This window comes from Streptomyces sp. NPDC002643 (genome assembly GCF_053592555.1).
This window is the reverse complement of the sequence record NZ_JBSFVY010000010.1, coordinates 208,012-226,193: the sequence shown is the minus strand read 5'-3', so window position 1 is coordinate 226,193 and position 18,182 is coordinate 208,012. Positions and strand designations below refer to the sequence as shown.

14 protein-coding genes and 1 pseudogene are annotated in these 18,182 nt (G+C 71.6%); 7 read left to right on the top strand and 8 right to left on the bottom strand.

The features are described from left to right. Positions 1-9: 9 nt before the first annotated feature. Positions 10-1,524, bottom strand: a complete 1,515-nt coding sequence (locus ACWD4G_RS17725; protein ID WP_451294287.1) for a phytoene desaturase family protein — start codon at positions 1,522-1,524, stop codon at positions 10-12. Here ACWD4G_RS17725 and ACWD4G_RS17720 point away from each other — a divergent pair. After that, the gene (locus ACWD4G_RS17720; RefSeq protein ID WP_451294285.1) at positions 1,523-1,774 is read left to right on the top strand and encodes a hypothetical protein; all 252 of its coding nucleotides are present in this window, start codon (positions 1,523-1,525) and stop codon (positions 1,772-1,774) included. The genes ACWD4G_RS17725 and ACWD4G_RS17720 overlap by 2 nt on opposite strands. Positions 1,775-2,087: 313 nt before the next feature. On the opposite strand, the gene ACWD4G_RS17715 is transcribed toward ACWD4G_RS17720, so the two are convergent. The 3 genes and pseudogenes from ACWD4G_RS17715 to ACWD4G_RS17705 all read right to left on the bottom strand — a co-directional run bounded on the left by ACWD4G_RS17715 (position 2,088) and on the right by ACWD4G_RS17705 (position 5,553). Further along, positions 2,088-2,720 (bottom strand): TetR/AcrR family transcriptional regulator, encoded by a 633-nt coding sequence (locus ACWD4G_RS17715; RefSeq protein ID WP_451294283.1) that lies wholly within the window; start codon positions 2,718-2,720, stop codon positions 2,088-2,090. 53 nt (positions 2,721-2,773) lie between these two features. Then, positions 2,774-4,703 (bottom strand): annotated as a pseudogene (locus tag ACWD4G_RS17710) (YhgE/Pip family protein). Next, positions 4,675-5,553: an ABC transporter ATP-binding protein gene (locus ACWD4G_RS17705; RefSeq protein WP_451294281.1), complete on the bottom strand. Its 879-nt coding sequence runs from the start codon at positions 5,551-5,553 to the stop codon at positions 4,675-4,677. Before ACWD4G_RS17705 ends, ACWD4G_RS17710 begins: the two are co-directional and overlap by 29 nt. 171 nt (positions 5,554-5,724) lie before the next feature. On the opposite strand from ACWD4G_RS17705, the gene ACWD4G_RS17700 reads away from it, so the two are divergent. The 3 genes from ACWD4G_RS17700 (at position 5,725) to ACWD4G_RS17690 (ending at position 7,928) form a co-directional block, all read left to right on the top strand. Further along, the gene (locus tag ACWD4G_RS17700) at positions 5,725-6,264 is read left to right on the top strand and encodes an SAV_6107 family HEPN domain-containing protein (RefSeq protein WP_451294279.1); all 540 of its coding nucleotides are present in this window, start codon (positions 5,725-5,727) and stop codon (positions 6,262-6,264) included. A gap of 192 nt (positions 6,265-6,456) precedes the next feature. After that, positions 6,457-7,227: a methyltransferase gene (locus ACWD4G_RS17695; RefSeq protein WP_451294277.1), complete on the top strand. Its 771-nt coding sequence runs from the start codon at positions 6,457-6,459 to the stop codon at positions 7,225-7,227. A 299-nt stretch (positions 7,228-7,526) separates the two neighbouring features. Beyond that, positions 7,527-7,928 (top strand): DUF3040 domain-containing protein, encoded by a 402-nt coding sequence (locus tag ACWD4G_RS17690; RefSeq protein ID WP_451294275.1) that lies wholly within the window; start codon positions 7,527-7,529, stop codon positions 7,926-7,928. Positions 7,929-8,351: 423 nt separating this feature from the next. On the opposite strand, the gene ACWD4G_RS17685 is transcribed toward ACWD4G_RS17690, so the two are convergent. From ACWD4G_RS17685 to ACWD4G_RS17670, 4 genes are all read right to left on the bottom strand, one after another. Next, positions 8,352-10,889 carry a transglutaminase TgpA family protein gene (locus tag ACWD4G_RS17685; protein WP_451294273.1) on the bottom strand — a complete coding sequence of 846 codons (2,538 nt, stop codon included), beginning with the start codon at positions 10,887-10,889 and terminating at the stop codon, positions 8,352-8,354. Then, entirely contained in the window at positions 10,886-12,253 is a 1,368-nt protein-coding gene (locus ACWD4G_RS17680; protein WP_451294271.1) for a DUF58 domain-containing protein, read from the bottom strand. Before ACWD4G_RS17680 ends, ACWD4G_RS17685 begins: the two co-directional genes overlap by 4 nt. Next, positions 12,250-13,290, bottom strand: coding sequence for an AAA family ATPase (locus tag ACWD4G_RS17675; RefSeq protein ID WP_451294269.1), 1,041 nt, complete (start codon positions 13,288-13,290; stop codon positions 12,250-12,252). The genes ACWD4G_RS17680 and ACWD4G_RS17675 overlap by 4 nt, the downstream gene beginning before the upstream one ends. Before the next feature lie 291 nt (positions 13,291-13,581). Next, positions 13,582-14,190, bottom strand: a complete 609-nt coding sequence (locus ACWD4G_RS17670; RefSeq protein ID WP_451294267.1) for a beta-class carbonic anhydrase — start codon at positions 14,188-14,190, stop codon at positions 13,582-13,584. 267 nt (positions 14,191-14,457) lie between these two features. Between ACWD4G_RS17670 and rsmH the strand changes: the two genes are divergently transcribed. The 3 genes from rsmH to ACWD4G_RS17655 all read left to right on the top strand — a co-directional run bounded on the left by rsmH (position 14,458) and on the right by ACWD4G_RS17655 (position 18,127). Next, positions 14,458-15,414, top strand: a complete 957-nt coding sequence (rsmH, locus tag ACWD4G_RS17665; protein WP_451294265.1) for a 16S rRNA (cytosine(1402)-N(4))-methyltransferase RsmH — start codon at positions 14,458-14,460, stop codon at positions 15,412-15,414. Between the two features lie 98 nt (positions 15,415-15,512). Then, entirely contained in the window at positions 15,513-16,154 is a 642-nt protein-coding gene (locus ACWD4G_RS17660) for a hypothetical protein (RefSeq protein ID WP_451294263.1), read from the top strand. A gap of 191 nt (positions 16,155-16,345) precedes the next feature. Then, positions 16,346-18,127: a peptidoglycan D,D-transpeptidase FtsI family protein gene (locus ACWD4G_RS17655; RefSeq protein WP_451294416.1), complete on the top strand. Its 1,782-nt coding sequence runs from the start codon at positions 16,346-16,348 to the stop codon at positions 18,125-18,127. Positions 18,128-18,182: the final 55 nt, after the last annotated feature.

Genomic DNA, 18,182 nt, shown 5'->3' with positions numbered 1-18,182 from the left:
GCCCCGCCCTCACTGTGAGCCCCGGAACTCCGGGCCCTCCACGATCAGTCCGGCCACCAGGGCGCCCGACATCCCCGCGTGCGGAAGACCGCCACCGGGGTGCGACCAGCCGCCGACCGTGAACAGGCCCGGTATCGCCGTGCTGTTGGACGGATGCAGCAGACGGCCGTCGCCTGCGGCGAGCGAGGGAGCGGGGATCGCCCCGCCCTCCGCGCCGGTCGCGTCGTGGATGTCGGCGGGGGTTCGCACCTCGTGCCAGAGGAGTCGGTCGCGGAGGTCGGGTATGGCCCGCTCCGCGGCGGTGATCAACTGCTCGCCGTGGTGGTCGAAGACCTCCCGCTCCGCCCAGCTCCAGTCCGACTGGGCAGGCACTGTGGAAGTGATGGTGATCGCCTCGTGGTCGGCGTCCGGTATGAGCGCCGGGTCGTCGGGGCGCAGCACAGTGACTGTCGGACGGGCGGCCATCCCGGACCCGGGCCCGAACAGCAGCTCCAGCTCGGCCTCCGAGTCCTCCCCGTGCACCACCGTCCGATGCGCCGTGCCCTCCGGGCGGCCGCCGCGCAGCGCCAGCAGCACCGTGAGCCGGCTTGCCACCGCGCGCTGGGGCGGGGCCTCCCCGCCGCCGCGTACGGAGGACTGCCGTACGGCCCGGTCCAGTACCCCGGGCGCGATCCCGGCGACCACGAAGTCGGCCTCTGCGATCGTGCCGTCCCGTAGCTCGACCCCGGCCGCGCGGCTGTCCTTCTCCACGATCCCGGTGACCTCGGAGTCGAAGAGGAACTCGACCCTCCGCGCCAGACACCGCTCGTACAGCGCTCGCGCCAACTCCCGTATCCCGCCCCGGACATACCAGGTGCCGAAGGCGTGCTCCAGGTACGGCAGCACGGCCGCGCTCGCCGGGGTGGACCGGGGGTCGAGGCCGTACCCGAGGGCGTGGCTCTCCAGCAGGGCCGCCAGCCGGGGGTCGCGCAGCTCCCAGGCGGCGATCTCGGCGAGGGTGGTGGCACGCCGGGTGCGCAGGAGGCGCTTGTGGGGCACCGAGGGGTATGGCTCGCGCTCGCCGAGGGCCTGCCAGTCGGACCACAGCGGCTCTTCGAGGAGGGGGCGGCGGGTGCGGTCCCACGCCTCGCGGGCGCGCACCAGGAAGTCGCCCCAGCGGTCGCCCGCGCCCGAGCCGAGCGCCGAGTTCAGCGCGGCGACCACGCCCGCGCGTGAGGCGTTCGGCACCAGCAGGTCCGTGCCGTCCGCGAAGAGATGCCGGGCCGCCGGGTCCACCTGGACCAGGTCGACGCACTTCTCCAGCGGCTCCTTGCCGGTCTTGAGGAACAGATCGCGGTAGACGGCGGGCAGCGGCAGCAGCCCCGGGCCCGTGTCGAACGCGAAGCCGTCGCGCTCGAACCGGCCCACCCCACCGCCGTACGTCGCCGTGCGCTCATGCACCACCACCCGGTGGCCCGCGACGGCCAGCCGGGCGGCGGCCGCCATCGCGCCGAGCCCGGCGCCGATCACCACAATCCTCGCCATGTCAGGGACTGTATCGGCCACCACTGACAACGCGACCTCGCGGGCTCCGCCCGTACGAGCGAGCAGGTCCGGAGCCGCACGCGATGCCGGTCCGGAGTTGTACGAGAACGCCGGTCCGGAGCCGTACCAGAGTGCCGGTCCGGCGCCGTACGGCGAGCGCCGGTCCGAACTGGCCGCGTCCCCCGCGGGCCACCTCGAACCGGCGCTTCCCCGTATCCCCTTGTTTCCCGTTACCGTCCGTACCGTGTAGGTCCGTTCGGCCACCCCCGGGTTTCCCCCGTGCCTCGCTCCCGTCGACGTGTCGATGGCTTCGAACTCGTCGACGGAAGGAGCGGTCAGGAGCGCGAGCCGTTCCGCCGCCCCGTGTCGGCGGTGCCGGAGCCGTGCCCCCTTCCGTGCCTCCACTCTCCCGTTTCCGCAGGTGGGAGCCCATCCGCGCGCGTACTCATCTCACGACTGGGTACGCGTACTCAGGGACTGCGTGCTCACACCCGGCCCGCATCGTTGCCGACTGGTGACGAACGCGTCCGCGCTCGTACTCGCCGAGGCCGTGCCGGGGCCGGCTAGTCCTTGCCGCTCACCCGGCCCTGCAGCAGTCGGGACAGCGCCGAGTGGACGTCGTCGAGCGTGCGTTCCGGCTGGAAGGCCTTCCAGTCCAGGGCGGCCACCAGGACCATGCCGACCAGGGCGGACGCGGTCAGGCCGATGTCGATCTCGTCGCTCAGCTCACCGGCGGCGACACCGTCGCGCAGGACGCCCTCGACGACCGCGACAGCCTCCTCCCGGACGACCGTCAGTGTCGACTGCCAGGCCCGGTTGGTGCGCCACAGCTCGGCCACGTACAGCTGCGTGAAGGACGGATAGCGGTCGATGAAGAGGAGTCCGGCCCGGATCATGGCGTCGAGGGCGTCGACTCTGGTGCCGCCCTCCTCGGCGGTCCGCTCGGCCGCTTCCCGGAGGGAGGCGGTGAGGAGTCCCACGCCGTGCCGCAACAACTCCTCGAAGAGGACGGACTTGCTGGCGAAGTTGTAGTACACCGTGCCCTTGGCGACTCCGGCGCGCTCGGCGATCTCGTCGACCGTGGTGGCGGAGAACCCCTGCTCCGCGATCAGGGTGACGGCCGCCTCGTAGAGTTTCTGCCGGGTCGCCTCGCGGCGGCCCCCGCCCGCGCCGCCGGGGGCATTGCTGCTTTCCATGGCCCTGATTGTCACAGGAACCGTGCGGTGCGCGGGAGCCGTCCCGAGCGAGGTCACAGGCTCAACTCCGGGTGCAGCCGGTCCAGCGTCCACACCTGCTTGCGGCGGGCCGACAGCGCGGTGAGCGCGAGGGCGCCCGCGGTGAAGGCCCCCACTACGGCGCACGCCTGCCACACCGGGCCCATGTCGCCGCCCGTGATCAGCCTCCTGAGGGCGTCCACGACATGGCTCATCGGAAGGAAGAGGTGCACCGCGTTGAAGAAGTCCGGGCTGGTCCGCACGGGATAGATGCCGCCCGCGGACGTCAACTGGAGCATCAGGAAAGCGAGTACGAGGATGCGGCCCGCCGCTCCGAAGCGTGCGTTGAGCCACTGCACGATCGCCGCGAAGCACGCCGTCACCAGGAAGAGGAAGCCCACCGTCCCGGCCGCCCGCGCCATCTCCAGGCCGACCGCCCAGTGGAGCACCGCCATCAGCGCGACCGTCTGCAGCACGCCCGGGGCGGCCACCGGAAGCCAGCCCGCCAGCGCGATCCGCCAGCCCGAGGCGCCCGTCGCGAGCGCGCGCCGGTTGAGCGGTGGGACCAGCATGTACGCCACCATCGCGCCCACCCACAGGGAGAGCGGGATGAAGTAAGGGGCGAATCCGGTGCCGTAGTTGGGCGCCTTGTGCAGGTCTTCGGATGCCAATCGCACGGGATCGGCCATCACTTCGGTGCGCCGGTCGCGGTCCCGCGCGTCGTGGTCCGGGATCTGCTCGGCCCCGTCACGCAGCCCGCCCGCGAGCTTCCCCGAGCCGTCGGCCAGTTTGAACATGCCGCCCTTGAGGCCCTGCGCGCCCGTCTTCAGATCGCCGACACCCGTGTCCAGATCGTCCGCACCGGCTGTGGCGGTGCCCAGGCCGGTGTGCAGGGTTCTGGCCCCCTTGGCGACCTTCGTGGCGCCCTTGTCGAGCGCGTTCACCTTGGTGACCGCGTTGTCGAGGTCATCGGAGAGGGTGGGGGCCGCCTCGGCGAGGGCGCGGGCCTGCCGCTCCAGGGCCTTCAGGTCCTCACCGAACGTTTTCAGGTCTCCGCCGTAGTTCTTCATTCGGCGGTCGGCGCCGTCTTCACGAAGGCGTCCAGGTGTGCCCGGATCGTCGCCGCCGAATCGGCCACCAGGGTGGCGGTGTCGGCGATCGTCCCGTCGTTCTCCTTCAGGAACGGCCGCACCTGATCGGCGACTCCATTGACCTGTCGGCGAGCTTCCCCGTACCGTCCGCGACCTGCCGGGCGCCCTCCTCCAGATCGCCGGCGCCCTCGTCCAGGTCCTTCAGACCGCCGGACAGCTTCCCGCTGCCCTCCTTGGCCTGCTTCAGCCCGTTCGCGAGGTCCTTGGAGCCCTGCTCCGCCTTGTCGATACCGCCCTTGAGATCGTCGGCCCCGTCGGCCGCCTTCTCGGTCTCGTCGTGGATGTCGGAGAACGAGATGAAGATCCGGTCCAGGAACGACCGCGACGCCTTCGTCGACGCCGCCGTCCGTACCTCCGAGAACACCGTCCGGGAGATCTGCCCGACGATGTAGTTGTTCGCGTCGTTCGTGCGCACCTGAAGCGCGCCCGTCTCCGGCTCGTCCCCGGAACCGGAGGCGATCCGTTCGCTGAAGTCCGACGGCATGGTCAACGACAGGTAGTACGTGCCGTCCTCGACGTCCTTACGGGCCTCGGCGGCGCTCACCCGGTGCCACTCGAAGGTGTCGCTGTCCCGCAGCCCCTCGGCGATGTCGTCACCGGCCCTCAGCCGCCGCTCGCCGACCGACGCTCCTTTGTCGTCGTTCACCAACGCCACCGGGACACGGTCGAGTCGGCCGTAGGGGTCCCAGAACGACCACAAGTAGAGGGCGCCGTACAGCAGGGGCAGCAACAGGAGCGAGACCAGCGCGGCCCGTGGCAGCCTCCCGCGGCCGAACCGCCTCAGCTCAAGGGCGGCCAGTCCCGGCGAACGCATCTGCCGTCTCCTTGTCGTCGTCGGGATCGCTGCCGTCGCTGTCGCCATCGCCCTCGCCGGTCTCGGCTCTTGGCCATGCCAGGGAAGTGCCCTCACGCGCGCGTGCCGCCTCCTCGGACCCCGTCGACACGACGACCGCCGCCTCCGCCGGGGCCTCGCCGCACACCGCGACGACCGTCACACCGGACTCGGCGACGGACTTCAACAGGGCCCACATCTCGGCCCGTTCGGCGTCGGAGAGCTTCAGGTCGGCGTCGTCCACACCGAGCAGCCGGGGCCGGCCGACGAGGGCCAGGGCGACGGACAGCCGCAGGGCCTCCATCCGGTCCAGATCGCGTACGGCGGTCCGGGCGCCCTTGGGCAGCGATCCCAGGTCGAGCCCTGCGGCGGCCAGCGCGGTGTCGATGCGGAGCCCCGTCTCGGCGGCCCGCTCCCTGCGGGACCTGAGCAGCCCCCGCAGGGAGCCGTCGAACCGCCGTTGCAGCAGGGCCCGTTCCCGTAGATGCTCCGCGACGGTCAGGGCCGGTTCGAGGTCGGTGACACCGGGGACATGGGCGAGGGCGCTGATCCGGCGTACGGCGGCCATCTGCTTCGGCAGCCGCAACGAACCGATCGAGGCATGCCCCTCGCTCGGTTTCATCCGCCCGGTGAGCGCGAGCAGCAGCGACGTCCGCCCCGACCCGGACGCCCCCTCGACCACGACCAGGTCCCCCGGCCCCGCCTCGAACCCGACCCCCCGGAACACCCGGCCACGCGACCCCGCGAGCCCGAACCCCTCAACTCGGACCGCGACCCCACCGGCGGCCTCGGTCGCATCCGGTCCGGCGTCCGCCCTCGGCGCCTCGCTCATGGCCGGACCCTCCACACATTTGAACTGACTGGTCAGTGCAAAAACTATCCCGAACCTCTGAACGAAGCAAAAGGCCAGGTCAGAACGGATTGTCAGTGGCATACCTCACGATGGGCACATACGGCACCTCGTGGCAGAGCGTGCCGTCACCCAGACGACAGGAGGTTCGTCATGGCCAGCTACCACGCCGCAGCCGCCAACCGGCGCCGCGCCACCGGCCCTGCCCCCTCACTGACAGGCCCGGCGAGCGATGTGCACCCCGTGCTGCGCCGGGCGACCGCCCCGCCCGCCGCCCTGGACCTGCTCACCCAGGCCCGCGCCGGACTGGAGGAGGCGTCCACGCTCCAGACCCCCAACGAGCGCTACGCCACCGCCCACCTCGCCGCCCTGCGCACCGCCGCCGCGGTGCTCGCCGCCCGAGGGCGCCCCGAGCCCTCCGTGAAGCGCAGGGCCAAGATCCGGAGCGCCTGGGAAGTGCTCCCCGAGATCGCGCCCGAACTCGTCGAGTGGAGCGCCCTGTTCGCCTCCGGAGCCGCCCGCCGGGCCCGCGCCGAGGCCGGCATACGGGGCGCGGCCACCGCGCGCGACGCCGACGACCTCATACGCGACGTGGCGATGTTCCTGCGCCTCGTCGAGCGGATGCTGGTGCTCCAGCCGGTGCTGCCCCAGCCCCGGCATGACGGCGGCCGGGGCGTCCCCGACGCGGGCTGACCGACCCCGCCCGACCGTGCTCGCGCACCCCGGTCCGGGAAGGCCCCGGACGGGCTGACCGGCCGCCCCGGCCGCGCCCATTAGGGTTGGAGACACCCGCACCCTCCGCCGCGGCCACCCGGCCGCCGGCGGAGACGCAAGTCCACCGCTCCGCCGCACACCAGGCGGTGCCGTGCCGAGGAGTCAACTGCCGTGTCGGACCCCACGCGCCCCCGCGCCTCCCTCCGTACCGCTGTGGTCTGGGAGGTCCTCAAGGACGCTCTCGAACGCCGGGTGAAGGCCACGGGACGTGACACGCTCGACGTACTGGACACCGGAGGCGGCAGCGGCAAGTTCGCCGTGCCCGTCGCCCGCCTCGGCCACCGCGTCACCGTCGTCGACCCCAGCCCGAACGCGCTGTTCGCGCTGGAGCGCCGCGCCGCCGAGGCCGGAGTCGCCGACCGTGTCCAGGGCGTCCAGGGCGACGCGCACGGTCTGTTCGACGTCGTCGAGCGCGGCGGCTACGACGCCGTCCTGTGCCACGGCGTCCTGGAGTACGTCGACGACCCCGCCGAGGGCATCGGCAACGCCGTCGCCGCCCTGCGCCCCGAGGGTGTGCTCAGCCTGCTCGCCGCCGGACTGGGCGGCGCGGTGCTCGCCCGTGCCCTCGCTGGACACTTCAAGGAGGCCAAGCAGGCGCTCGACGACCCGAACGGACGCTGGGGCGAGGGTGATCCGGTGCCCCACCGCTTCACCGCCGAGCAGCTCACCGCGCTGGTCGAGGGCGCGGGCCTGACCGTCGCGGCCGTGCACGGCGTACGGGTCTTCGCCGACCTGGTTCCCGGCGTCCTCGTCGACACCGAGCCCGGCGCCCTGGAGGCTCTGCTCAAGCTGGAGGCCGCCGCCGCCGAGCTGCCCGCGTTCCACTCCGTGGCCACTCAGCTCCATGTGCTCGGTGAGACACGAGGGACCGTCGAGGCCTGAGTCGCCCCCCGAGGCCGAATCGGTCCGAACCGGGGTGACCCGCTGATCAGCGGCTCGACGGCGGATGGAGTACGCCACAGGCCCCCCGATCGGGCGCCCGGAGCCGTATGATCGAGGGAGACCGTCCGGCATGACGGGCCGTCCGCTGGGGAATTCACCCCTCAGCGAGTCGGGGTGCCATGGCGGGTTCCGGTTGGCGAATTGGCGTAGAGGGGCGGGTTTCAAGGGGGCGATTCCCTGCCTATCCTGAAGGTGACCCCCCGGGTCGTCCCTGGCGACCGCACGATGAGGAGGACTCCGTGCCGCTCTCAGAGCACGAGCAGCGCATGCTCGAGCAGATGGAGCGAGCGCTGTACGCCGAAGATCCCAAGTTCGCGTCAGCGCTTGAGGGAAGCGGGCTGCGTACGTACACCCGGCGGCGGGTCTACCAGGCGGTCGCGGGCTTTCTTGTGGGTATCGCGCTCCTCATGGCCGGAATGGTCGCACAGCAGATCTGGATCAGCGTGGTGGGGTTCCTCGTCATGCTGGGCTGCGCGGTGCTCGCCGTCACCGGTTGGCGCAAGGCCCCGAAGCCGGGTGAGCAGCCCACCGGCGCCGCGGGCGCTTCCGGCGCTCGTCATCAGACACGACAGCGCCGCTCCATGATGGACCGCATCGAACAGCGCTGGCAGCGCCGCCGAGACGAGCAGGGCGGTCACTGAGCACCCCGTGGCACGGGTCGGCAGCGGCTACAGCTGAAGACGGATGAAGGGTGACCGTTCCTGGGACGGTCACCCTTCACGTGTGCGCAGATGAAGACCCGACGGTGTGCGCAGGTGAAGACCCGACGGGGCGCGGGGTCCGTCGTGGCTCGGCCCCTTCCGTGCGTCGGACGCCAACCGCGCGTTGTGGTGGGCGTCTCCGCATGCGGCTACGGTGCCGCCTGCCCGCCTGCCCGCCTGCCCGCCTGCCCGCCTGCCCGCCTGCCCGCCTGCCCGCCTGCCCGCCTGCCCGCCTGCCCGCCTGCCGCCCGGCCCCCGAACGCTGTCCTTCGGTCTCAGCCGTGTCCGCCCCGCCCCGCATGGACTTCAAACGCGTCTGCCCCCACTGGGCGAACCCGGTGGGGGCAGACCCCTGGTCGACTCTCAGCTGTGCCGGCTGGGCGACGGGCGACGCCAGGGCGCCGTCGGGATACGGGACGCCAGGTCGGCGTTCAGGGCCGTCCAGCGGGCCGATGCCGCCCAGACCACCCGGATGGTGGAGCGGGGCAGCACGATGGCCCGGAAGCGGGTCCAGCGGCCGACGTGGGTGCCGAGGCCGACCGTGACGAGATGGGCGTCCTTGGCCAGACCCTCCGGGATTCTCGGGTGCGGAGCGAAGAGGACCTGCTCCACGGCTCCCGCGATCCGGTGCATCGCCGCCTCCGCCGGTGGATCGAGCTTCCCGAGCCGCACGATCCGCTCGGCGGCCTTGCGGGGCGTCTGGGAATCGTCCGGCGCGATCCCGTAGTCCCAGGCCGTGTCAGTCACCTCCCGCCAGGCGGCGAGGGCATGGGCAGCCGTCGGCTCCGGGCGGCCACGACCAGGGCCGACGGAGGCACGCGGCGGTGCCCCGCCGCCCGGAGAGACTCCGTGCTCCTCCACCTCGTGCCCGGCAGCCGACGGATCGGGCCCCGCTCCCGCCGCCGTGAGACCCTGCGTGCCGAGACGCCGGGAGCGGACGCGCAGGCGCCACAGCATCGGCAGCAGGGGGATCGCCAGCAGCGCCAGGGCACCCGGAAGCGCCAGCAGAATCCAGGGCGACAGGAAGAGCAGGGACCACAGGGAGCGATCCTCGTCGTCGGAACCCGGCGCGGCCACCGCCGACTCGGTCGAGCAGCCGCCGTCCAGGCGCCGCTGGGCGGCCGGGCAGCTCTCGGTCGGCGACGCCTCGGCGGACGGGGCCGTCGACGCCGACGCCGAGGGGCGCGGCACATCGGGGAGGCCACCGGTGTCGGAGGACTCGGGGATCGTGTACTCGGGGGTCGTGCCCCGGTTCGGGGTCGGCTCGAAGCGGGTCCAGCCCACGCCCTCGAAGTACAGCTCCGGCCAGGCGTGCGCGTCACGCAGCCCCACCGACATCGAACCGTCCGACATCGGGGTGCCCGGAGTGAAGCCCACCGCCACCCGGGCCGGGATGCCCAGCGTGCGGGCCATCGCCGCCATCGCGAACGAGAAGTGGACGCAGAAGCCCTCCTTCTCCTCCAAGAAGCGGGCTATCGCCCGCGCACCCGTGCCGACCTGGACCTCGGTGTCGTAAGTGAACTCGCCGCTGAACGCGAACCAGTCCTGGAGCTTCACGGCCCGCTCGTAGTCGTTGTTCGCACCCAGGGTGATCCGCGCGGCCGTCTGCGCCACCACCGGCGGCAGCGACTGCGGGACCTCGGTGTACTCCCGCACCAGGGCCGGCGGCGGCTCGGGCGCCGACGACAGCTGCTTGGCGGTGGGTTGCACGATCAGGCTCTCGATCTTGTACTGCACACCCTTGGTGTCCTGGTCGTGGTCGCCGACGAGGGTGCGCCCGACGGGCTCGTACCGCCAGTCGCCGTCGATGTCCACGCTGGTCACCGGGTACGGCATCGGCAGCCAGTCCTGCTCGTAGTCCTTCGCCGCCGCGACCCGGGTCTCGATCTTGGTCCGCTTGACCTCGGACCCGAGGCCGATCGGTGTGCCGAAGTCGTCCGGGACCTCGGTGATCGCCCGCTCGGTGGGCTTCCAGGAGGTGCCGTCGAAGTCGTCCAGGGAGACGATCCGCAGATACATGTTCTGGATGTCGTCGGTGTTGGTGCGGTACGACAGGACTTCGCGGTCTTGGTCCACGTTCAGGCTGTCGCGCAGCGACACCAGAGGGTTCACCGCGGAGATCGTGCCGCCGCCACCGGAGCCCGAGCCGATACCCGTGCCCGCGCCGTCCAGCAGCCCACCGTCCAGGGAGGGCAGGGCGAGCGGCACCACCAGGGCGATGCCCAGCGCGACGGCGCCGATACGACGTCCGGTGCGCACCGGGGCCACGGCGGTGCCGCCACCGGACTCCGCGCCGGGGACACGCGGAGCGCCGCCGAAGACCCGGCCCCACTGCGAGAGACGGTCGCGGCTCTCGGTGAGCAGCAGCATCAGATAGCCGGCGGAGGCGATCAGGAAGAACAGCCAGGCGGCGCCGTCGGACAGGCCCGCCGCCACCGAGTACAGCGCGAGCAGCGGCAGACCGGCCGGGGCCGCGCTGCGGAACGTCACCGCGAGCGCGTCGACCATCAGGCCGATGATCAGGACGCCACCGATCAGCATCAGATGGATGCCGTCGGACAGCGGCGCCGGGATCGCGTACCGTCCGATGTCCTCACCGCCGTCCCGCAGCAGTGTCGCGAAGTGCTGGAACGCCTCCGGGCCGGGCACGAACCCGGCCAGTGCGTACTCCCGGGCGAAGACCACGGTCAGCATCATCAGCATGACCAGGAGCTGGGCCGCGATGGTCAGCGGCCGGGCCAGCGGGACCCGCCGGGTGAGCGCGCCCACGACGGACAGCACACCCAGCATGAAGGCCGCCTGGAGAATCCAGGTCGCCGGGTCCACCAGCGGCAGCAGTGCGCTCGCCGCCATGATCGTGGCGGCCCAGGCGCACAGCGCCAGTCTCGCCCGACCGCTCATGACCGTCCCCCCGTACCGCTCCCCGCCGCGACACCGGCGCGCTGCCGGTCCGCCTGGCGCCACAGATCCGACAGGGAGGCGCCGCGCGGCACGCTCAGCGCCGTCCAGCCCGCCTCGCGCAGCAGCCGCAGCGTCTCCTCGCCCGCGCTCTCCTCGCCGGGCCCGGGCACCTCGCCCGGCTCACGTATCCACACATCGCTGTCCAGCAGGAAGGCGATCGCCCCGCCGCCGCGTCGGCGCATCTTGCCGATCAGTGTGGCCTGCTCCTCGTCGAGGTCGCCCAGGAAGGCGACCAGCAGCCCCTCGTTGCCCCCGCGCAGCGCGTCGTACGCGGGCGACAGGCCGGTGCCGTCCGAGTGGTCGATCACCGCGAGGGTGTCCATCATCAGCCCGGCCGCGTCGGCGGACTCCTGGGTGGAACCGGCGAAGCCGTCCGCGCCCTCGCCGGGCACCGAGCTGCCGGTGTCCGTCAGCAGCCGTACGGAGAAGCCCCGCTCCAGCATGTGGACCAGCATGGACGCGGCGCCGGATACGGCCCACTCGAAGGCCGAGTCCGGGCCCGCGCCCAGAAAGGCCTCGGCCCGGGTGTCCAGCAGAACCGTGCAGCGCGCCCGCTGCGGCTGCTCCTCGCGGCGGACCATCAGCTCGCCATAGCGTGCGGTCGAACGCCAGTGCACCCGGCGCAGATCGTCGCCGTGCCGGTACCCGCGCGGGATCACGTCGTCGTCGCCGGCCAGCGCCACCGAGCGCTGACGGCCGTCGCCGTACCCCTTGGCCTCACCGCTCAGCCGGACCGGCGGCAACGGCTCCACGCGCGGGATGACCGTCAGCGTGTCGAACGTGGAGAAGGAGCGGGTCAGCTCGCACATGCCGAAGGGGTCCGTCAGCCGCAGCTGCAGCGGCCCCAGCGGATAGCGGCCCCGCAGATCGGAACGGACGCGGTACGACACCTCGCGGCGCCCGCCCGCCTCCACCCGGTCCAGGACGAACCGGGGGCGCGGGCCGAGCACGTACGGCACCCGGTCCTGGAGCATCAGCAGTCCGGTGGGCAGCCGCGAGACATTGTCCATCCGCAGATGGACGCGGGCCTCGCTGCCGGCGGGCACGCGCGCGGGGGAGAGACGGCGGCTGCCCGCGACCCGGTAGCGGGTGCGGTACAGCACGGTCGCGCAGACCAGCGGCAGCACGGCGAGCAGCAGGCCCACCCGGAGCAGATCGCTCTGCCCGAGGACATAGGCGCAGATCGCCGCCGCGACCCCGGCGGCCAGGAAGGAGCGCCCGCGTGTGGTGAGCCCGGCGAGGGCCGTGCGCAGCCCGCCCTTGTCCTGCTCCGGGGCGGCTGCGGGGGGCCCTGCGGTGGTCATCCAAGCCTCCGGGGCGGCTGCTGCGGATAGGCCGGGGCGGCGTGGACCGTGCCGTAGCCGCCGCTGGGCGGGGCGGCCTGGGGCACGGGGGTGCGCTGGAGGATCTCCTGCACGACCTGCTCCGGCGTCCGGCGGTTGAGCTGGGCCTGGGCGGTGGGCAGCAGCCGGTGGGCGAGGACGGACACGGCGAGCGACTGGACGTCGTCCGGCAGCGCGTACTCCCGGCCGTTCAGAGCGGCGGTGGCCTTCGCCGCGCGCAGCAGGTGCAGCGTGGCGCGCGGCGAGGCGCCGAGTCTGAGGTCCGGGTGGGTGCGGGTGGCGCCCACCAGGTCCACGGCGTAACGCCGGACCGTCTCGGCCACGTGCACACCGCGGACGGCCTCGATGAGCTTCACGATCTCGTGCGCGTGCGCCACCGGCTGCATGTCCTCCAACGGGGAGACCCCGCCGTGGACGTCGAGCATCTGCAGCTCGGCCTCCGGGCTGGGGTAGCCCACGGAGACCCGGGCCATGAAGCGGTCGCGCTGGGCCTCGGGGAGGGGATAGGTGCCCTCCATCTCGACCGGGTTCTGCGTGGCCACCACCATGAACGGGGTCGGCAGCTCGTAGGTCTTGCCGTCGATCGTGACCTGGCGCTCCTCCAGGGACTCCAGGAGCGCGGACTGCGTCTTCGGCGAGGCGCGGTTGATCTCGTCGCCGATCACGATCTGCGAGAAGATCGCGCCCGGCTTGAACTCGAACTCCTTGCGCTGCTGGTCCCAGATGGACACGCCCGTGATGTCCGACGGCAGCAGGTCGGGCGTGAACTGGATACGCCGTACCGAACAGTCGATGGACTTGGCCAGCGCCTTGGCCAGCATGGTCTTGCCGACGCCGGGGACGTCCTCGATCAGAAGATGTCCCTCGGCGAGCAGCACAGTCAGCGAAAGCCGTACGACCTCAGGCTTGCCTTCGATCACCTGCTCGACCGAACTGCGGACTCGATCCACAGTGCTGGTCAGATCAGTGAGGCTCGCTCGATCGTCATAGGTCGTCACCCGGCCCTCCTCGGCCCGTTACTTTCTCCGGGCCGTCGCTCTGCGATGCGGACCGGCCCACCCCGAAACACGGACACCACGCGCGAACAGTCCTGCTTCCACGTGACGCCACACCAGCATTCTTGCCGCCGTTACCAATCCGTGTCACTCGCCTGTGGATAACGGTCTTCGATTTGCCGGTCTTGCTATGTTTCGCACCCCGAGATGCCAGGAGATTGACAGGAAACCCGGGCTGCGAAGCGGCGTCGGAGACGGTAGGAGAGCGGGCGGGGCGGGCCGGATCGATGTCGCTCAGGCCGGGGTGATCTCCCGCAGCAGCCCCGTCTTCACATCGAAGACGAAGCCCCGCACATCATCGGTGTGCAGCAGGAACGGATTGGTCCGCACCCGCTGCATGGACTGCCGAACGTCCTGGTCCACGTCCCGGAAGGACTCCACCGCCCACACCGGACGCTGGCCGACCTCCAGTTCCAGCTCGGTGCGGAAGTCCTCGGTGAGGGCCTCCAGACCGCAGCCGGTGTGGTGGATGAGGACCACACTGCGCGTGCCCAGCTTGCGCTGGCTGATGGTGAGGGAACGGATCACGTCGTCGGTGACCACACCGCCCGCGTTGCGGATGGTGTGGCAGTCGCCCAGCTCCAGGCCGAGCGCCGCGTGCAGGTCGAGGCGGGCGTCCATGCAGGCCACGACGGCTACACGGAGGATGGGATGGGCGTCCATCCCGGGGTCGGTGAACGCGGTGGCGTACCGCTCGTTCGCCTCGACGAGACGGTCGGTGACCGTCCCCTCGGATATGGCGCCTTCGGGTCCGGCGGGAACTTCTGCGGAGGTCGTCATAGCGATGACGGTACTGGTCACGTGGCTGGAAGGCGCTGTGTGAGAGGGGACAAAGAATGTCATTGAGGCTGGTTGTGAGGTAAGCCACAGGAGTGGCCTGAACCCGCCCATTCGAGTGAATTCTTCGGTTCCGGTGCTTCGCTCCCGGAAGATCCCGCGACGCGCAAGCCGATTGATTGACCGCGAAGGGCCGTGGACTAGAGTGACGCCGAGCGGGCGGCGAGACCCCCGCCCGACCGAAACCCCAAGGAGACCCGGCGATCGCCCGGAGTCTCCCCGCGTGCGCGGCGCGTACGTGCGGCTCACGCAGGATGATCCTGAGAGGGTCCCTTGAGCAACAGCCGCCACGTCCCCGTCATGCTCCGGCAGTGCCTGGACATGCTGGCCCCGGCCCTCACCGAGCCCGGCGCCGTCGTGGTCGACTGCACACTCGGCCTCGGCGGCCACAGCGAGGCCCTTCTCAACCGCTTCCCCGAGGCCCGCCTCGTCGCCCTCGACCGCGACAAGGAAGCGCTGCGCCTGTCCGGCGAACGACTCGCCCCCTTCGGGGAGCGCGCCACCCTCGTGCACGCCGTCTACGACGAACTCCCCGACGTACTCGACCGCCTGGGCCTCCCGCGCGTCCAGGGCGTCCTGTTCGACCTCGGCGTCTCCTCCATGCAACTCGACGAGGCCGACCGGGGGTTCGCCTACGCCCAGGACGCCCCCCTCGACATGCGCATGGACCAGTCGACCGGCATCAGCGCCGCAGAGGTCCTCAACACCTACCCGGCGGGCGAACTGGTCCGCATCCTCAGGGCGTACGGCGAGGAGAAGCAGGCCAAGCGGATCGTCTCCGCCATCGTGCGCGAGCGCGACAAGGAGCCCTTCAGTAACAGCGCGCGCCTCGTCGAACTGATCCGCGACGCCTTGCCGCAGGCGGCCAAGCGCACCGGCGGCAACCCCGCCAAGCGCACCTTCCAGGCGCTGCGCATCGAGGTCAACGGCGAACTCACCGTCCTGGAGCGGGCGATCCCGGCGGCCGTCAAGGCCCTCGCGGTCGGCGGCCGGATCGCCGTGCTGTCGTACCACTCGCTCGAAGACCGCCTGGTGAAGCAGGTGTTCGCGGCCGGCGCCGCCTCCACCGCGCCCCCCGGGCTGCCCGTCGTCCCCGAGCGCTACCAGCCGAGGCTCAAGCTCCTCACCCGTGGTGCCGAACTTCCCAGCGAGGAAGAGGTGGCCGAGAACCGGCGCGCGGCCCCCGCGCGGCTGCGCGGCGCCGAGCGCATCCGGGAGGACGCCGAATGAGGGGGAAATGGGCGTGAGTCCGAAAAACCAACTCGCCCGCACTCCCGATGAGCCGATGCCGGGTGTGAGTCCGGAAACCGAACTCGCAGGGAGGGCACGTGAGTAGGAAACCCGAACTGAGGGGGCGTGCCGCCCGGCTCGCGCGGCTGCTGCCCGCCCACACCGGCCAGGCCGCCCGCACCCCGTTCGTCCTCCTTGTCGTGCTGCTCCTCGGCGGCGGCCTCATCGGACTGCTCGTGCTGAACTCCGCGCTCAGCGAAGGGGCGTTCAAACTGGACGACCTCCAGGACGACGTGAAGAGCTACACCGACGAGGAACAGGCGCTCCAGCGCGATGTGGACGCCTACTCCGCCCCCGAGGCCCTCCAGCGCCGCGCCCGCGAGCTGGGCATGGTGCCCGGCGGCGACCCCGCGTTCCTGAACCCCGACGGCACCGTCAAGGGCGTACCGGGACCGGCCGTCCAGCAGTCCAGCGCGCGCGTGCCCCTCGTCCTCGCCCCCGAAGTCCTCGACGACCAACCGCCCGAGGCCCCCACACCGACGCCCACGCCCTCGGCCGCTCCGGAGCGGCAGGCCCCGGCCGAGGAGCCCGCGGCGGCACCCGAGCAGGCGCCCGCGGAACAGCCCGGAGCCGCCGAGGCACCCGTGGAAGCACCAGCGGAGGCTCCGGTGGAGGCACCGGCTGCGGCGCCCACCCCCTCCGTACAGTCCACCCCGCTCTCGATGAACCCCGGCAGGTGACGGAAGTGGTCGATTCAGGCAGGCAGCCGCCTCGCCGCCGGGTGCCCGGACCCGCCAGGCCCGCGCGCCCCGGCTCCCCGCAGCGCCGCCCTGGCCCGGGCGCCCGGCCCGCCGCCCAGCGTCGGCCACCCGCGCCCCGACAGCCCGCCGGGCGCACCATCCGCCTGGGCAGCCCCCGCCCCCGGCTGCGCATGGTGAGCCTCGCGCTGACCCTGGTGATGATCGCCTTCGTCGTACGACTGCTCCAGGTGCAGGCCGTCGACGCGAGCGAGTACGCGGCCAAGGCCGATCAGAACCGCTACGTCGGCCGGGTCCTGGCCGCCGACCGGGGCGGTATCACCGACCGCAACGGCGTCGCCCTGGCCATCAGCACCGACGCCAACGACATCACCGCCGACCCCACGATGTTCACGCGCGAGCAACTCAAGATCGACGACGGCCCCGAGCAGGCGGCCGCCCTCCTCGCCCCGATCCTCGACGCCGACCAGGAGACGATCGCCGAGAAGCTGCGCACCGAGAACACCCGCTATGTGCTGCTGGCCCGCCGCCAGACCCCCCAGGTCTGGAACCAGATCAGCGACCTGAAGAGCGCCCTCGTCAAGAAGGCCGCCGACGACAAGAGCACCGTCAACGTCCTCGCCGGCGTCTTCCAGGAGCCCAGCAGCAAGCGTGTGTACCCCAATGGCGACCTCGCCGCCGGAATACTGGGCTGGGTCAACGCCGAGGGCAAGGGCGGCGGCGGCATCGAGCAGCAGCTGAACAAGACGCTGGCCGGCAAGGACGGCAAGATCCGCTACGCCCAGTCCGGCGGCCGGCTCGTCCCCACCGCGGGCTCCACCGAGACCCCCGCCGTGGCCGGCTCCGACGTCGAGCTGACCATCGACCGGGACATCCAGTGGGCCGCGCAGAACGCCATCACCGAGCAGGTGAAGGAGTCCAAGGCCGACCGCGGTTACGTGATCGTGCAGGACACCCGCACCGGCGAGATCCTCGCCATGGCCAACTCGCCCGGCTTCGACCCCAATGACCTCACCGAGGCGAACCCGGACGCCCTGGGCAACGCGGCCGTCCAGGACGCCTACGAACCCGGCTCCACCGCCAAGGTCATGTCAATGGCCGCCGTCCTGGAGGAGAACGTCGCCACACCCGAGACGCATGTCACGGTGCCCAACCGACTGCACCGCGGCGACCGGCTTTTCCAGGACGACATCAATCACCCGACGTGGTATCTCACGCTCAACGGAGTCCTCGCCAAGTCCAGCAACATCGGCACCATCCTCGCCACCGGCGAACTCGGCAAGAACCAGCGGGAGTCCAACCGCGTTCTCTACTCCTACCTGCGCAAGTTCGGCATCGGCAGCTACACCGGCCTCGGCTTCCCCGGCGAGACCAAGGGCATCCTCGCCGCCCCCGCCGACTGGTCCACCTCGCAGCAGTACACGATCCCCTTCGGCCAGGGCGTGTCGATAAACGCCCTGCAGGCGGCCTCCGTCTACTCGACGATCGCCAACGGCGGCGTACGCGTCGAACCGACCCTCGTACGGGGCACCAAGGGGCCCGACGGGCGGTTCACCCCCGCGGCCGAGCCGAAGAAGAGCAGGGTCGTGAGCGAGAAGACGGCGAAGACCCTCGCCAGGATGATGGAGTCCGTCGTGGACGACGAAGAGGGCACCGGCACGAAGGCGCGCATCCCCGGCTACCGGGTCGCGGGCAAGACGGGCACGGCCAACCGTGTGGACCCGGCCACCGGAAGGTACCGCGGCTACACGTCGTCGTTCGCCGGGTTCGCACCCGCCGACAACCCGAGGATCACCGTCTACTGCGCGATCCAGAACGCCACCGAGGGCAGCTACTTCGGCGGCCAGATCTGCGGGCCCATCTTCAAGGAGGTCATGGAGTTCTCCCTGAAGACCCTCCAGGTCCCGCCGACCGGCGCGAAGCCCGCGAATCTGCCCGTCACGTTCACACCGTGAACGGCCCACCGATCCCCAGCCAGGAACCCACCCGTGACCATGATCACTCCCGACC

Bases quoted from the DNA above. Each gene is read 5' to 3' on its own strand.
- ACWD4G_RS17715 (WP_451294283.1), bottom strand. From the start codon at position 2,720: ATGGAAAGCAGCAATGCCCCCGGCGGCGCGGGCGGGGGCCGCCGCGAG.
- ACWD4G_RS17685 (WP_451294273.1), bottom strand. From the start codon at position 10,889: ATGAGCGGTCGGGCGAGACTGGCGCTGTGCGCCTGGGCCGCCACGATC.
- ACWD4G_RS17720 (WP_451294285.1), top strand. From the start codon at position 1,523: ATGTCAGGGACTGTATCGGCCACCACTGACAACGCGACCTCGCGGGCT.
- ACWD4G_RS17680 (WP_451294271.1), bottom strand. From the start codon at position 12,253: ATGACCACCGCAGGGCCCCCCGCAGCCGCCCCGGAGCAGGACAAGGGC.
- ACWD4G_RS17725 (WP_451294287.1), bottom strand. From the start codon at position 1,524: ATGGCGAGGATTGTGGTGATCGGCGCCGGGCTCGGCGCGATGGCGGCC.
- ACWD4G_RS17705 (WP_451294281.1), bottom strand. From the start codon at position 5,553: ATGAGCGAGGCGCCGAGGGCGGACGCCGGACCGGATGCGACCGAGGCC.
- ACWD4G_RS17700 (WP_451294279.1), top strand. From the start codon at position 5,725: ATGGCCAGCTACCACGCCGCAGCCGCCAACCGGCGCCGCGCCACCGGC.
- ACWD4G_RS17655 (WP_451294416.1), top strand. From the start codon at position 16,346: ATGGTGAGCCTCGCGCTGACCCTGGTGATGATCGCCTTCGTCGTACGA.
- ACWD4G_RS17670 (WP_451294267.1), bottom strand. From the start codon at position 14,190: ATGACATTCTTTGTCCCCTCTCACACAGCGCCTTCCAGCCACGTGACC.